Annotated in this window: 3 protein-coding genes; all 3 read left to right on the top strand. The window is 71.2% G+C overall.

Annotation, left to right across the window (positions count from 1 at the left end):
- The first annotated feature begins 47 nt into the window (after window positions 1–47).
- The 3 genes from ACIRRA_RS00880 to ACIRRA_RS00870 all read left to right on the top strand — a co-directional run bounded on the left by ACIRRA_RS00880 (window position 48) and on the right by ACIRRA_RS00870 (window position 16417).
- Window positions 48–1028: a LuxR C-terminal-related transcriptional regulator gene (locus tag ACIRRA_RS00880; protein WP_402761311.1), complete on the top strand. Its 981-nt coding sequence runs from the start codon at window positions 48–50 to the stop codon at window positions 1026–1028.
- Between the two features lie 214 nt (window positions 1029–1242).
- On the top strand, window positions 1243–8703 hold the full coding sequence (locus ACIRRA_RS00875) for an amino acid adenylation domain-containing protein (protein WP_402761308.1): 7461 nt from the start codon (window positions 1243–1245) through the stop codon (window positions 8701–8703).
- Between the two features lie 262 nt (window positions 8704–8965).
- Window positions 8966–16417: an amino acid adenylation domain-containing protein gene (locus ACIRRA_RS00870; RefSeq protein ID WP_402761305.1), complete on the top strand. Its 7452-nt coding sequence runs from the start codon at window positions 8966–8968 to the stop codon at window positions 16415–16417.
- Window positions 16418–16506: the final 89 nt, after the last annotated feature.

The raw sequence follows: 16506 nt of genomic DNA, 5'->3' as shown, positions 1-16506 counted from the left end.
TACCCTCGACCGGACGCTTTCCGGACCGGCGCACGCCGGTGGGTGCGGTGACGACACTGGACGATCTCTTCGACCCGGCCTCCGTGCCCGGCCGCTCTTACGCGGTGCTCGTGCAGCACCCGCGCTCGACCGTGCTCGAGGTGGCCGAGCGGCTGACCATCCCGCCGCGCGTGGCCGAGGCCGCGCTGGAGGCGCTGTGCCAGCTCGAGGCCGCGGTGCGCCTCACCGACGGCAAGGGCGTGGTGCGGTTCGACGCGCATGCGCCGGAAGCCTTGTCGGAGGCCGAGACTCGCCGCCGCAATCAGGACATGCTGCGCATGCAGTCGGCCGCCGCGCGCCTGGGCGAGACCTTCCGCTCGGTGCGCCGCACCACCGATGCCGACGGCGCGGTGGTGGCGGTCTATGAACGTCGCCAGTTGCTGGCCGATTTCGAGGACCTGCAGCACACCGCGCACGCCTGCGTGAAGGTGGTGGAGCGCGGCCCGTTCCTCTCGGATGTCGAGACCGAGGAGCGGATGTTCGAGCTGAAGTCCTCCCGCATCACCACGGGCATCGGTTACCGCACCCTGTACCAGGAGACCATCTACCAGGACCCGGAGCGGCTGCGCCATGTCCTGGCCACCAATGCGATTGGGGCGCAGGCGCGTACGCTGCCCGATCCGCCCATGAAGCTGATCGTCGCCGATGATCGGCGCGCGGTGCTGGTGCTGCACACCGACGAGCGCCGTGGCGACCCCATGGGCGTGCGCGTCGGCCCGTCGCCCACGCTGGACCTGCTGGTCAAGACGTTCGACTCGCTGTGGCTGATGGCCACGCCGATCTCGGTGAACCCTGCCGAAGCCCTCGACGAGCGCGACAAGGCGATCCTGACCCTGATGAGCATGGGCGCCACCGACGACACCATCGCCCGCCGGCTCGGCCTCTCGCGCCGAACGGTGGTGCGCCGCACCGCGAGTCTGCTCGAGCGCCTGGGCGCCAGCACGCGGTTTCAGGCCGGGGTGCAGGCGACACGCCGCGGCTGGCTGTGAACCACTGTGGCGCAAGTCACTTCATAGCAACAATCACCGCTGCTCAGCGATAGTCACTGTGCTCGGGCTGCTCGAGGCCGCGCGCGAGCATCGATATGATTGATTGATCCGCTCACCCGTTGGCGTCCAGGGAACAAGACGCCCTTTTTTCGTGGGTCGGGCCGAGTGTCTTCGGCCTGCGGAAAAGATGAACCCGAGAGGTGAATGCACGCGAATGGATACTGCCCGCCGTACAGCTCGCGGTAATCGTCGGCGTCGGTCCGGCAGCCCACTCTTCGGGCAGTTGCTCACCGCCGCGGTCGAGTCCGCCGCCGACGACATCGCCATCCGGTTCAATCCCACCGGAAACCCGGCCGACCAGCGCGAGATCAGCTACCGCGAACTCGATGCCGGGTCCTCGCAGCTCGCCCGGGAACTGATCGGCCGCGGCGTCGGCCCCGGCGACATGGTCGCGATCGGCATCACCCGCTCCATCGAATCGGTGCTGTCGGTCTGGGCCATCGCCAAGACGGGCGCTGCCTACGTGCCGGTCGATCCGGCCTATCCGCCCGATCGCATCGAACACCTGCTCACTGATTCCGGCGCGGTGCTGGGCTTGACGACGCGGGAGTACCGCGCCGCGCTGGGCACCGCAGCCGAGTGGATCGAACTGGACGATCCGGCACACGCGCAGCGCATCGCCGCGCACCCGGATCACCCCATCTCCTACGCCGACCGGCCGGGCACGCTCACCGAGCAGCATCCGGCCTATGTCATCTACACCTCCGGGTCGACCGGGAAGCCCAAGGGCGTGGTGGTCACCCACACCGGCCTGGCCGGGCTGGTGGCCGCCGAGCGGGAGCACTACGCCGTCACCGCGGATTCGCGTGTGCTGCACGTCTGTTCGCCGAGCTTCGACGTCTCGGTGCTGGAACTGCTGCTGACCTTCACCGCCGGTGCGACCCTCGTCATCGCACCGGCCGGGGTCTTCGGCGGCGTGGAACTGGCCGAGCTGCTGGGCCGTGAGGCCGTCACCCATGTGCTGATCACCCCGGGCGCACTGGAATCGGTGGATCCGGCCGGGCTGACCGAGCTGACCACCGTGGTGGTCGCGGGTGACAAGTTCGGCCCGGAACTGGTGTCGCGCTGGGCGACCGCCGAACGCTCCTTCTACAACGGCTACGGCCCGACCGAGGCGACCATTCTCGCCACCTCGAGCGCCCCGCTGCTGCCCGGCGAGCCGATCACCATCGGCTCGGCGATCCCGGGTGTCGGTGCGTACGTGCTGGATTCGCGCTTGCGGCCGGTGCCGGACGGCGTGGTCGGCGAGCTGTACCTGTCGGGTCCGGCGCTGGCGCAGGGTTACAAGGGCCGGCCGGGGCTGACCTCGGAACGCTTCGTGGCGAGTCCGTTCGGCGAGGCCGCGGGCACGCCGGGCGCGCGCCTGTACCGCACCGGCGACCTGGTGCGCCGCGCCCCCGCCGAATCCGACAACCTGGGCGTCATCGAGTATCTGGGCCGCTCCGACTTCCAGGTCAAGATCCGCGGCCTGCGCATCGAACTGGGCGAGATCGATAATGCGCTGAGCGCGCACCCCGACGTGGATTTCGCTGCGACACTGGGCAAGACGCTGCCCTCCGGCGCGACCGCGTTGGTGTCGTACGTGCTGCCGCGGCCGGGCGCGACCCTGGACACCGCGGCGCTGGCGGCGCACGTCGGCGAATCGCTGCCCGCCTACATGGTGCCCGCCGTGCTGCTGGTGCTGGACGAGATTCCGCTGACCCCGGTCGGCAAGCTGGACCGGAATGCCCTGCCGGAACCGGTTTTCGCGGCCCGCGAGTTCCGGGCCCCCGCCACCCGCGCCGAGGAGATCGTCGCGGAAGTGTTCGCCGCCTTGCTGATTCCGGACAACCCGGACGCGCGGGTGGGTGCGGACGACGACTTCTTCGAATTAGGCGGCAACTCGCTGCTGGCCGCGCAGGCCGCCGCGCGCATCGGCACCGCACTCGGTGTGCGGGTCCCGGTCCATATGCTGTTCGAGGGCTCGACCGTGGCCGAGCTGGCCCGGCGGCTCGACGGCGAATCGGCCCCGGCCGCTGCCGGACCGGCGCTCGGCTCGCTACCGCGCCCGAACCGGGTGCCGCTGTCGTTCGCACAGCAGCGCATGTGGTTCCTCAACCGCTTCGACCCGAACAGCGCGGTCGACAATATGCCGCTCGCGGTGCGACTGTCCGGCACCCTCGATGTGGACGCCATGCGCGCCGCGGCCGCGGATCTGGTTGCGCGCCACGAGGTCCTGCGCACCATCTACCCGGAGGTCGACGGCGAGGGTTACCAACTGGTGTTGCCCGCCGGCGATCCGCGGGCGCTGCCCGAACTGCCGGTCGTCGACATCGACGCCGCCGAGATCCCGGCCCGGGTGGCCGAGGTGGTCGGCGCCGGCTTCGACGTCACCGCCGCGCCGCCGCTGCGGCTGTGCCTGCTGCGGCTCACACCCGACGAGCACGTGCTGGTGGCCGCGATCTATCACATTGCCGCCGACGGTGTTTCGATCGGCGTGCTGGCCCGCGACCTGGTCTCCGCCTACGCCGAGCGCATGCGCGGCGCCGCCCCGCAGTGGGCCCCGCTGCCGGTGCAGTACGCCGATTACGCGGTGTGGCAACGAGAATCGCTGGGCAGCGAGAACGACCCGGCCTCGGCGCTGTCCCGCCAGATCGCCTACTGGCGCGACACCCTCGCGGACCTGCCCGACGAGCTGGTGCTGCCCTGGGATCGGCCGCGGCCCGCCGTCGCCTCCTACCGCGGCGGCACCCACGCCTTCCGCATCGACGACGAGATCTACGCGGCCGCCCGGCATTTCGCCGAGACGCACAACACCACCCTGTTCATGGTGGTGCACTCGGCGCTGGCCGTGCTGCTGGCCCGGCTCTCCGGCACCCGCGACATCGCCATCGGCACGCCGGTGGCCGGCCGCGGCGAGGCCGAACTCGACGACCTCATCGGCATGTTCGTCAACACCCTGGTGCTGCGCACCGACATCGACCCGGCCGCCTCCTTCGCGGACCTGGTGGCACGGGTACGCGAGACCGACGTGCGCGCCTTCGGCCACGCCGACGTGCCGTTCGAGCGCCTGGTGGAACTGCTGGACCCCGCCCGCTCGCAGGCCCGCAATCCGCTGTTCCAGGTCATGCTGACCTTCCAGAACATGGCGCCCACCCGCCTGGAACTCCCCGGGCTCACGGTGGCCGGCGCGGACCTCGAGATCCCGTTCGCCAGGTTCGACCTGCAGCTCACCATGCAGGAGTCGTACGACGAGCACGGCGACGCCACCGGGCTGGCCGCCGAATTCTCCTACGCCCTGGACCTGTTCGACGCGGCCACGGTCGCCGAGCTGGCCGCCCGCTTCCAGCGGGTGCTCGCCGCGGTGACCGCCGCCCCGGCCGCTCCGGTCGGCGATCTCGCGCTGTTCTCCGCGGGAGAGCGGCAGCGGGTGCTGGGCGACTGGAACGCCACCGCCTTCGACGTGGCGGCGACACTGCCGGAAGGCGCCGCGGCGACCCTGGTTTCGCGGTTCGAGGCGCAGGCGGCGGCCACCCCGGACGCCGTCGCGCTGAGCTTCGCGGACGAGACCCTCACCTATCGCGAGCTGTCCGAACGGGCCAATCGCCTGGCACGGCTGCTCATCGCCGAGGGCGCGGGGCCGGAATCCCTGGTGGCGCTGGCCCTGCGGCGCTCGACCGAACTGGTCGTGGCCATGTACGCGGTGCTGCAGGCCGGCGCCGCGTACGTGCCGCTGGACCCGGACCAGCCGCTCGATCGCATCGGCCACATTCTCGACACCGCGCGCCCGCGTTTGCTGCTCACCGCCGAGCGGGACGAATTCGATGCCGGCGCACGCGATGTCGCGACAGTCACGGTGGAGCGGGCGGAGGTTGCGGCGCGGTCGCACAGCGGCGCGCCGATCACCGACGCCGAGCGCGTCCGGCCGCTGCTGCCGGAGCACACCGCCTATGTCATCTTCACCTCCGGCTCGACCGGCCGCCCCAAGGGCGTCGCCGTCGAGCACCGGGCCATCGTGAACCGCCTGGTGTGGATGCAGCACGAGTACGCGCTGACCGCGGAAGACGTGGTGCTGCAGAAGACTCCGGCCACCTTCGACGTGTCGGTGTGGGAGTTCTTCTGGCCCTTGCAGACCGGTGCGCGCCTGGTGGTCGCCAAGCCGGACGGGCATCGCGATCCGGTGTACCTGGCGCAGATCATCGCGGAACAGGGTGTCACCACTGCCCATTTCGTGCCGTCCATGCTCTCCGCCTTCGTCGCGGCACTGGGTGAGAGCAACCCATTGGTTCGCGGCGCGTCGCGTTCTGGACTGAGCGGAGCGGGGGAGCGAAGCGGAGGAGCGGAGGGAGGGAAGAACGCGACCTCCAGCGCCGCGAACCCGCCGGAGCGAAGCGGAGGCAAATTGAACACAGTGTTCGCCTCCGGTGAGGCGTTGCCCGCGCCCACCGCGCGGCAGCTGCGGGAGCTGACCGGTGCACGGCTGCACAACCTCTACGGTCCGACCGAGGCCGCGGTCGACGTCACCTATCACGAGGTGACCGCTGCCGACACGGTGTCGGTGCCGATCGGCCGCCCCGTCTTCAATACCCGTGTCTACGTGCTGGATTCACGTTTGAACCCGGTGCCCATCGGTGTCGCGGGCGAGCTGTATCTCGCCGGTGTGCAGCTGGCGCGCGGCTACGTCGAGCGGCCCGACCTGACCGCCGATCGCTTCGTGGCCGATCCGTTCGGTACGGGTGAACGCCTCTACCGCACAGGCGATCTCGTGAAGTGGGATGCCGCGGGTGAGCTGGAGTACCTGGGCCGCACCGACTTCCAGGTGAAGCTGCGCGGTCTGCGCATCGAACTCGGTGAGATCGAGGCGGCACTGCTGGCGCAGCCGGGTGTCGCACAGTCGGTCGTGGTGGTGCGCGCGGACGCGCACACCGGTGACCAGCTGGTCGGCTACGCGGTGAGCGCCGAGGCCACCGCCGAGGAGCTGAAAGCCGTTCTGGCCCGGACGCTTCCGGCCTACATGGTACCCAATGCCATCGTGGTGCTCGACGCGTTCCCGCTCAATGCCTCCGGCAAGCTGGACCGCAAGGCGCTCCCGGCCCCGGTGTTCGAGGCCAAGACCTTCCGCGCGCCCTCGACCCCGATCGAGGAGAGCGTGGCCGATGTCTTCGCCGAACTGCTCGGCGCGGACCGGGTGGGCGCGGACGACGACTTCTTCGAACTGGGCGGCAACTCGCTCATCGCCACCCGCGCGGTGGCCCGCATCAACGCCGCCCTCGACGCCAATGTGGCCGTGCGCGAACTCTTCGAGACCGCAACGGTTTCCGGGTTGGCGGCGCGTATCGTGCCGGGAGCCGCGACGGGCGCGCGTCCGCCGCTGGTGGCCGGAGAACGCCCGGCGCGGGTCCCGCTTTCCCTTGCACAGCAGCGCATGTGGGTGCTCAATCAGCTGGATCCGGAGTCCCCGGCCTACAACATTCCGATGGTCATCCGCCTGACCGGTGCACTCGATGTGCCCGCGCTGCGGCACGCCGTCGAGGATGTGCTGACCCGCCACGAGGTGCTGCGTACGCGTTACCCCGAATCGGCGCCGGGCGCACCGGCCTACCAGGAAATCCTCTCGGTCGCCGATGTGCTGCCGCACGGCCTTGAGGTGGAGCGGTCCGGCGATATCGGCGGCCGGGTCGCCGAGCTGATCGGCACCGGATTCGATGTGGCCCAGCGGGTTCCGGTGCGGGTGCGCCTGATCACCGGCGACGATCCGGACGACTACCTGCTGGTCCTGGTGGCCCACCACATCGCGGCCGACGGCGCCTCCATGGCCCCGCTGGCCCGCGATCTGACGACCGCCTACCTCGCGCACTCCGCCGGCGAGGCCCCGGCGTGGGCGCCGCTGCCGGTGCAGTACGCCGACTACGCGGTGTGGCAGCGGGCGGCCGTCGGCGTCGAGGACGACGCGGACTCGCCCGCCGCCACGCAGGTCGCGTTCTGGCGTGAGCAGCTGGCCGGTCTGGCGGACCGCCCGATCCTGCCGTTGGACCGGCCGCGCCCGGCGGCGGCCGCCATGCGCGGCGCGCTGCTCGACTTCACCCTGCCCGCCGAGGTGCACGCGGGGCTGAATCGCCTGGCGCGCAACCACAATGCGTCGCTGTTCATGGTGGTGCATGCGGCGGTGGCGGCCTGGCTGTCGCGGCTGTCGGGCAACGCCGACATCGTCCTGGGTACGGCGGTCGCCGGGCGCGGCGAGCGCGCGCTCGACGATCTGGTCGGCATGTTCGTCAATACCCTCACTCTGCGCACCCGGGTCGACGCGGCCGCATCGTTCGACGAGCTGGTCGAGCGGGCCCGCGAGACCGACCTGTCGGCCTTTGCCCACGCGGACGTGCCGTTCGAACGGGTCGCCGAACTCGCCGCGCCCGGCCGGGCCGCGGCGAATCCGCTCCTGCAGGTGGTGCTTTCGCTGCAGAACACCGAGACCCCGGTGCTGGAGCTGCCGGAAGCGCGGGGAGGCGGAGCGCTGACGGTGGCGGCGGTCGACACCGAGCTGGCGACGGCCAAGTTCGATCTGCAGATCAGTGTGGAACCCCGCCCCGGCGTGGCGGGCGCGGCGGGTGAGCTGGCCGTGATCCTCAACTACGACACCGAGCTGTTCGAGGCAGCGTCCATGGCGTCCTTCGGCCGGGCCCTCGAGCGCGTGCTCACCTCGGTCGCCGCGGATCCGCAGCTTCCGGTCGGTGACATCGTGTTGCTGGACGCCGCGGAATCTGCTGCGGTGCAGGCACTGTCGCAGCCGGCGCCGGAACCCGCCGGAGTCGGCGTGCGTGGTGCGGCCCTGGCCCAGGTGCTCACCACCGCCGCCGAGGACGACCCGGACGGCCCGGCGCTGGTGTGGGGCGACGAGGCACTGACCTATCAGGAACTCGACGCCCGCTCCTCCCGGCTGGCCCGGGTGCTCATCGCCCGCGGCAGCGGCCCAGGTACCGGTGTGGTGCTGCGCCTGGACCGCGGCGTCGACCAGGTGGTCGCGCTGTGGGCGGTGCTGAAGGCGGGAACCATGGTGGTGCCCTTCGCCGCCGCGGAAGTCCCGGGCCGGGATGTGAAGGTCGGCATCACCGTCGGCACTGCGCCCGGCAGCGTGCGCGGCATCGAATGGCTGTCGCTCGACGACCCCGAGACGGCGGCCGAGATCGCCGCCGAATCGGCGCGACCGGTCACCTACGCCAACCGGATTCGCGCACTGAGCGGCACCGATATCGCCCACGCGGCGCTGGACCGGACCCTCACCTACGACGGCCTGGCCGCCGCGGTGGACCGGGCCCGCGCCCTCGACCTGACCTTCGAGTCGCGCACCTTCCACCACGGTGCGGCCGATTCGGCGCTGACCCTGATCGAAGTGGTCGCGGCCGGCGCGGTCGGAGCCTCCGTGGTTCTGGTGGATTCAGCGGTGCTGGGAGATTCGGCCGGACCGGATCTCTCGGAAGCGCTGGGCGACGAGTGGGTCACCCACGTCTTCGCCGACCACGTTCGCCTCGGCGAGCTGAATCCCGTTCCGCTCGAGGATCTTCGGGCCGTGGTGCTCGACGCGCCGACGACGGCCGCCGAACGCTGGACGGACGCCGCCGTGCTGGTCCTGCCCGAGTAGCCGTGCGCTAGCGGGCCGTGCTCGCGCCGCCGGAGCCACCTCCCGGCGGCGCGAGTAGTAGCGAACAGCAATCGCTATGGTGCAGGTCACATGGTGCAACGCCGGGGCCGGGCCGCCGATAGTCCCTCCAGTTCGAGCCGCCGTAGCTGCTGTGCGCGGCTATGCTGTGCCGGTTCGCCCGGGCGCGTCGGCCTTGTCGGCCCGGGCTGTCGAAGAAATTCGACGTGTGTGGCTGGCTGGACGTGTGAGGTGGACAACACGGATGGATACAACTCGTAGATCAGTCCGTGGGAGCAGACGCCGCCGGTCCGGCAGCCCCTTCTTCGGTCAGCTGCTCACCGCGGCAGTCGAATCCGCCGGCGATGCCGTCGCCATCAGCTTCAATCCCACCGGAAACCCTTCCGACCAGCGCGAACTCACCTATCGGGAGCTCGACGAGCAGTCCTCGCGGGTGGCGCGCGAACTCATCGCCCTGGGCATCGGCCCAGGTGACGTGGTGGCCATGGCCATCGCGCGCTCGGTGGAATCGGTGCTGGCCATGTGGGCCATCGTGAAGACCGGCGCCACCTATCTGCCGGTCGACCCGACCTATCCGGGCGACCGGATCGAGCACATGCTCACCGACTCCGGCGCGAAATTCGGTGTCACCCTGGCGACCCACCGGGCCGGGCTGGGGACCGCCGCCTACTGGATCGAACTCGACGATCCCACCCGGGCCGAGCGCATCGCGGCCCGGCCCGCGCACCCGATCTCCTATGCCGACCGCACCCGGCCGCTGACCGAGCAGCACCTGGCCTACGTCATCTACACCTCGGGCTCGACCGGCAAGCCCAAGGGCGTGGCCATCACCCACTCCGGGCTGGCCGGGCTGGCCGCCCGCCGGGAAAGCCGTGCGGTGACGGAGGATTCCCGCATCACCCAGCTCACCACCCCGAGCTTCGACTTCTCCATCGTGGAGATGCTGTACGCCTTCACCGCGGGCGCCACCCTGGTCGTGGTGCCGCCGGACGTGTTCGGTGGACACGAGCTGTCCGAGCTGCTCCGCCGCGAGCGGATCACCCACATCTGCATCACGCCGGCGGTGCTGGAATCGCTCGATCCGGCTGTCCCCCAGGACCTGCGCGCCATCATGTGCGGCGGCGAGCGGGTGCCGCCCGCCCTCGTGGACCGCTGGATCACCCCCGACCGCGGCTTCCATATCGAATACGGCCCGACCGAGGTCACCGCGCTGTCCACCGGTACCGCGGCGCTGCCCCTCGGCGGTGGCACGCACATCGGCACCCTGCTGCCCGGCATCGGCGCGTACGTGCTGGACGCGGGCCTGCGGCCGGTGCCGCCCGGCGTGATCGGCGAACTCTATCTGGCCGGGCCGGCACTGGCCGCGGGCTATCTCAACCGGCCCGTGCTGACCGCGGAACGCTTCGTCGCCGGACCCTACGGCGAACCCGGGCAGCGGCTGTATCGGACCGGCGACCTGGTCAAACGCCTGGAGAACGGGAACTTCGAACACCACGGCCGCACCGACTTCCAGGTCAAGATCCGCGGTCTGCGCATCGAACTCGGCGAGATCGACAGCGCCCTCACCGCGCACCCCGGCGTGGACTTCGCGGTCACCCTGGGCACCACCCTGCCCACCGGCGCCGCCGCCCTGGTCACCTATGTGCTGCCGAGCCCCGGAACCGCCTTGGACACCGCGGAATTGGCGGCCTTCGCGGGAGAATCCCTGCCCGCGTACATGGTTCCCGCCGCCATCATGGTGCTCGACGAGATCCCGCTGACCCCGGTCGGCAAGGTCGACCGCGAGCGGCTGCCGGAGCCGGTCTTCACCACCCGGGCCTTCCGCGAGCCCGCCACCGCCGCCGAATCCGCTGTCGCGGAGGTCTTCTCCGGCCTGCTCACCCCTCCCGGCGCCGAACCGCTGCGCGTCGGCTCCGACGACGACTTCTTCGAACTGGGCGGCAACTCGCTGCTGGCCACCCAGGCCGTGGCCCGTGTCGGCACGGCGCTGGGCCTGCGGGTTCCGGTCCGCGTGCTCTTCGAGGCGTCCACCGTCGCCGACCTGGCCGCGCTGCTGGCCGGGGAGGCGACCGGAAACACCGCCCCCGCATTGGTATCCGGGCCTCGGCCCGATCGCGTGCCGCTGTCCTACGCGCAGCAGCGCATGTGGTTCCTCAATCGTTTCGCACCCGACAGCGCGGTCGACAATGTGCCGCTCGCGGTGCGGCTCTCGGGCGAACTCGACCTCGAGGCGATGCGCGCCGCCGTCCGGGACCTGGTCGAGCGGCACGAGGTGCTGCGCACCGTCTATCCGGAGGTGGACGGCGAGGGCTATCAGCAGGTGCTGCCGCTCACCGATCCCCGTGCGATACCCGACCTGCCGGTCGAGGACATCGATACCGCAGAGCTGACCACGCGGGTGATGGCACTGGGCGGGACGGGCTTCGACGTCACCGCCGCCCCGCCCATCCGGTTGCGGGTGCTGCGTCTCGGGCCCGGTGAGCAGGTGCTGGTCGGCGTGGTGCACCACATCACCGCCGACGGGTTCTCGATGGGCCCGCTCACCCGGGACCTGGTGACCGCGTACGTATCCCGCAGTTCCGGGGCCGCGCCGCACTGGGCTCCGCTGCCGGTGCAGTACGCCGACTACACCCTGTGGCAGCGCACGGCACTCGGCCCCGAGGACGACGCGAACTCCGCGCTGGCCCGGCAGATCGCCTTCTGGCGCGAGACGCTGGCCGAACTACCCGACGAACTGGTGCTGCCGTCGGATCGCCCACGCCCGCCGGTCGCCTCGTATCGCGGCGGCACCTACCGGTTCGAACTCGCCGACGACGTGTACGCCGCCGTGCGCCGGCTGGCCCGCGGCCACAACGGCACCACCTTCATGGTCGTGCACACGGCGCTGGCGGTCCTGCTGGCTCGGCTGTCCGGCACCCGGGACATTGCCGTGGGCACGCCGGTGGCCGGGCGCGGCGAGGCCGAATTGGACGACCTCATCGGCATGTTCGTCAATACCCTCGTGCTGCGCACCGACGTCGATCCCGCCGCCGGGTTCGCCGACCTGCTGGACCTGGTGCGCGACACCGACGTGCGCGCCTTCGGCCACGCCGACGTGCCCTTCGAACGACTGGTGGACCTGCTCGACCCCGCCCGCTCGCAGGCGCGCAATCCGCTGTTCCAGGTGATGCTCTCGTTCCAGAACCTGGCGCCCGCCGAATTCCGGCTACCCGGGCTCACCGTCTCCGGCACCGACCTCGAGGTGCCCTTCGCCAAGTTCGACCTGCAGCTGACCGTGCAGGAGACGGTGGACGAGCGCGGCGACGGCACCGGCATGGCGGCCGAATTCTCCTATGCGCTGGACCTTTTCGACGAGCCGACCATCGCGTCCTTCGCCCGCCGCTTCGCCCGCGTGCTGGAACTGGTCGCGGCCGACCCGGGCGCACCCGTCGGGGATCTCGACCTGCTCGCGGCCGAGGAGCGCCAGCGCGTCCTGACCGAGTGGAACGCCACCGGCTTCGATGTCACCGCCGCGGCCGGCCTGCCGAACGGCAGTGCGCCGACCCTGATCTCGATGTTCGAGGCGCAGGTCGCCAAAACTCCGGACGCCGTGGCACTGGTCTGCGCGGACGAGCGCCTCACCTATCGGGAGTTGGCCGACCGCGCCCGCCGGCTGGCCCGCGAACTCATCGACAGTCACGGGGTCGGGCCGGAAACCTCGGTGGCCCTGGCCATCCGGCGCTCCACCGACCTGGTGGTGGCCATGTACGCGGTCCTCATGACCGGCGCCGCCTACCTGCCGCTGGACCCCGAACAGCCGCTCGACCGCAATGAGCACATTCTCGGCACCGCCGGGCCGCGGCTGGTGCTGACCACCTGGCGCGACGGCTTCGGCAACGGCAGGGCCATTCCCGCCCTCTTCGTCGAGGAGGCCGAGGAGCGGGCGCGGACCCGGTGGGCGAGCGGGCCGATCTCGGACGCCGAACGGACCCGTCCGCTGCGGCCGGGGCACCCCGCCTATGTCCTGTTCACCTCGGGCTCGACCGGGCGGCCCAAGGGTGTGGCCGTCAGCCACGCCGCCATCGTCAATCGGCTGGTCTGGATGCAGGCGCAGTACCGCCTGACCTACGCGGATGTGGTGCTGCAGAAGACTCCGGCCACCTTCGACGTGTCGGTGTGGGAGTTCTTCTGGCCCTTGCAGACCGGCGCGCGACTGGTGCTCGCCACCCCGGACGGGCACCGCGATCCGGTGTACCTGGCCCGGGTGATCGCAGAACAGGGCGTCACCACTGTGCATTTCGTGCCGTCCATGCTCGCGGTATTCCTCGCGGCACTGGGTGAGAGCAACCCATTGGTTCGCGGCGCGTCGCGTTCTGGACTGAGCGGAGCGGGGGAGCGAAGCGGAGGAGCGGAGGGGGGAAGAATCGAGACCTCCAGCGCCGCGAACCCGCCGGAGCGCAGCGGAGGCAAATTAACTACAGTGTTCGCCTCGGGTGAGGCACTACCCGCGCCGACGGCGCAGCGCCTACGGGAGCTGACCACCGCCCGCCTGCACAATCTCTACGGTCCGACCGAGGCCGCGGTCGACGTCACCTATCACGAGGTGACCGATGCCGATACGGTGTCGGTGCCAATCGGCCGTCCGGTCTTCAATACCGCTCTCTACGTGCTGGATTCGCGCTTGCGGCCGGTCGCCCCCGGTGTCGCGGGCGAACTGTATCTCGCCGGTGACCAGCTGGCCATCGGCTATGTGGCCCGCCCGGACCTGACCGCCGAACGGTTCGTCGCCGACCCGTTCGGTCACGGGGCGCGCATGTACCGGACCGGCGATCTCGTGAAGTGGCGTGCCGACGGCGAACTGGAATACCTGGGCCGCACCGACTTCCAGGTGAAGCTGCGCGGCCTGCGCATCGAACTGGGCGAGATCGAGGCGGCGCTGCTGGCCCAGCCCGGCGTGGCGCAGTCGGTCGTGGTGGTGCGCGCCGACGCGCAGGGCGGTGAGCAGCTGGTCGGCTACGTGGCCCGCGACCCCGCCGCGGAGGTCGATCCCACGCTGGTGAGAGCCGCTCTGACACAGCTGCTTCCGGCCTACATGGTGCCCTCCTCGATCGCGGTGATGGATGCCTTCCCGCTCAATGCCTCCGGCAAGCTGGACCGCCGGGCACTGCCCGCCCCGGTGTTCGAGCCCCGGCGATTCCGCGCGCCTTCGACCCCGATCGAAGAGATCGTGGCGGGCGTCTTCACGGATCTGCTCGGCGCGGACCGGGTCGGTGCGGACGACGACTTCTTCGAACTGGGCGGCAACTCGCTCATCGCCACCCGGGCGGTCTCGCGGATCAATGAAGCGCTGGAAGCCACCGTCTCGGTGCGCGAACTCTTCGAGACCGCAACGGTTTCCGGTCTGGCCGCCCGGATCGTGCCGGGCACCGCGACGGGTGCGCGTCCGCCGCTGGTGGCGGGGGAGCGGCCGGCGCGCGTCCCGCTTTCCCTTGCGCAGCAGCGCATGTGGGTGCTCAATCAGCTGGACCCGGAGTCCCCGGCCTACAACATTCCGATGGTCATCCGCCTCACCGGCACCCTCGACGTGCCCGCGCTGGCACGGGCCGCGGAGGACGTCCTGACCCGTCATGAGGTGCTCCGTACCCGTTACCCGGAATCGGGTCCCGGCGGCGCTCCCTATCAGGAGGTGCTCTCGGTCGCGGAGGCGCTGGCGGGTGGTCTCGAGATGGAGCGCGCCCGCGACATCGGCGCGCGAGTGCAGGAGCTCATCTACGCCGGATTCGATGTCGCGCACCAGGTTCCGGTGCGCATGCGACTGCTCACCGGGGACGCGCCCGACGACTACCTGCTGATCCTGGTCGCCCATCACATCGCCGCGGACGGCGCCTCCTTCGCGCCGCTGGCCCGCGATCTCATGATCGCCTACACGGCGCGCGCCGCGGGCGAGACGCCCGGCTGGGCGCCGCTGCCCGTGCAATACGCGGACTTCGCGCTGTGGCAGCACGCGGTGATCGGCTCGGACACCGACGAGAACTCCGTCGCCGCAGCGCAGGTGGACTACTGGCGCGGACAGCTCGCCGGTCTGCCCGCGCGGCCGCTACTGCCGCTGGACCGGCCCCGCCCGCCGGCGCCGTCCATGGCGGGCGCGCTGGTCGACTACGTGGTGCCCGCCGAGATCCACGCCGAGTTGAATCGCATTGCGCGCCGCCACAATGCGTCACTGTTCATGGTGATGCACGCGGCCGTCGGGGTCCTGCTGGCGCGGCAGTCGGGTAGCCCGGACATCGTCGTCGGCACCCCGATCGCGGGCCGCGGCGAGCAGGTGCTCGACGGCCTGGTCGGCATGTTCGTCAATACCCTCACCCTGCGCACCACGGTCGATCCCGCCGCCTCCTTCGACGATCTGGTGGCCGCCGCCCGCGAAACCGATCTATCGGCCTTCGCCCACGCGGACGTGCCGTTCGAGCGCGTGGTGGAGGCGGTCGCGCCCGGCCGCGGCCAGGCCGATCCGCTGCTGCAGGTGGTGCTGGCGCTGCAGCACAACGAGGTGGCCGAGCTCGAGCTGCCCGAAGCGCGGGGAGGCGGAGCGCTGTCGGTCTCCGGGGTGGACGCGGCGCTGGAGGCCGCCAAGTTCGACCTGCAGATCGGCGTCGAGGCCGGGCCGCTCGCGGCGGACGGCGCCCCCGGTGACCTCGCCGTCGTCTTCTCCTATGCCACCGAGCTTTTCGACGAGTCCACCATCGAGGTCCTGGGCGCGCGCCTGGTGCGCATCCTGGCCGCGGTGGCCGCCGATCCGCATATGCCGGTGGGCGACATCGACCTGCTGAGCCCGGCCGAGCGCGCCCGCGCCCGGGCGCTGCCCGTGCCCGTCCCGGCGGTGACCGCCACCGCGCACGGCACGGCGCTGCCGCAGTCGCTGTCCGCCGCGGTCGAGGACGATCCCGATGGTCCCGCCCTGGTCCGGGGTGAGGAGACGGAGTCCTACCGCGACCTCGACGCCCGCTCCTCGCGGCTGGCCCGGTTCCTGATCGGGCGAGGGTGCGGGCCCGGCACCGGCGTCGCCGTGCGGCTGGAGCGGGGAGCCGACCTGGCCGTGGCCACCTGGGCCGTGCTCAAGACCGGTGCGGCAGTCGTGCCGCTGGCCGGTCTGGACCGGCTGCCGCCCAGCGGACTGGATGTGAAGGTGGGCCTGACCACCGGGAAACCGGTCGCCGTGCCCGGCATCGACTGGCTCGCCCTGGACGATCCCGCGGTGGCCGCCGAGGTCGCCACCGAATCGGCCCGGCCGGTCACCTACGCGCACCGCATTCGTGCGCTGCGCGGCGATGACACCGCCTTCGCGGCGCCGGGCCGGGCGTCGCTGAGCTACGACGAGGTCGCGGCGATAGTGGATCGGGTGCGGGCCGAGTCCGAGCTCACCTTCGAATCACGCACCTACTGGTCTGGTTTGGCGGATCACCCCTTCGCGCTCATCGAACCGATCGCCGCCGGCGGCGTCGGGGCGTCAATGGTCCTGGCGGACGCCGGAGCCGATCTCGCCGAGACCCTCGCCGACGAATGGGTCACCCACCTGTTCGCGGACCGGTCCCGGCTCGACGGGCCGGACCCCGCGGAACTGGACGATCTCACCGCCCTCGTGGTGGACGGGCTGCCCGTCCCCGCGCGCTGGTCGGGTCTGACCGTCGTCGCCGTACCGGGGGCCGCCACCGCCCGATGAGCACCTGGTGAGCGGCCCGGAGTGGCCCTCCCGCCCGCAGGACTGAATACTCCTTTGGGGAAGCGCGCGTGACCGGTCCCTCCGCGGGG

Origin of the sequence: Nocardia sp. NPDC101769, from assembly GCF_044766925.1 — a bacterium.
Lineage (GTDB): Bacteria > Actinomycetota > Actinomycetes > Mycobacteriales > Mycobacteriaceae > Nocardia.
The sequence above is the reverse complement of the archived record's forward strand: the minus strand, read 5'-3'. Positions and strand labels throughout refer to the sequence as shown.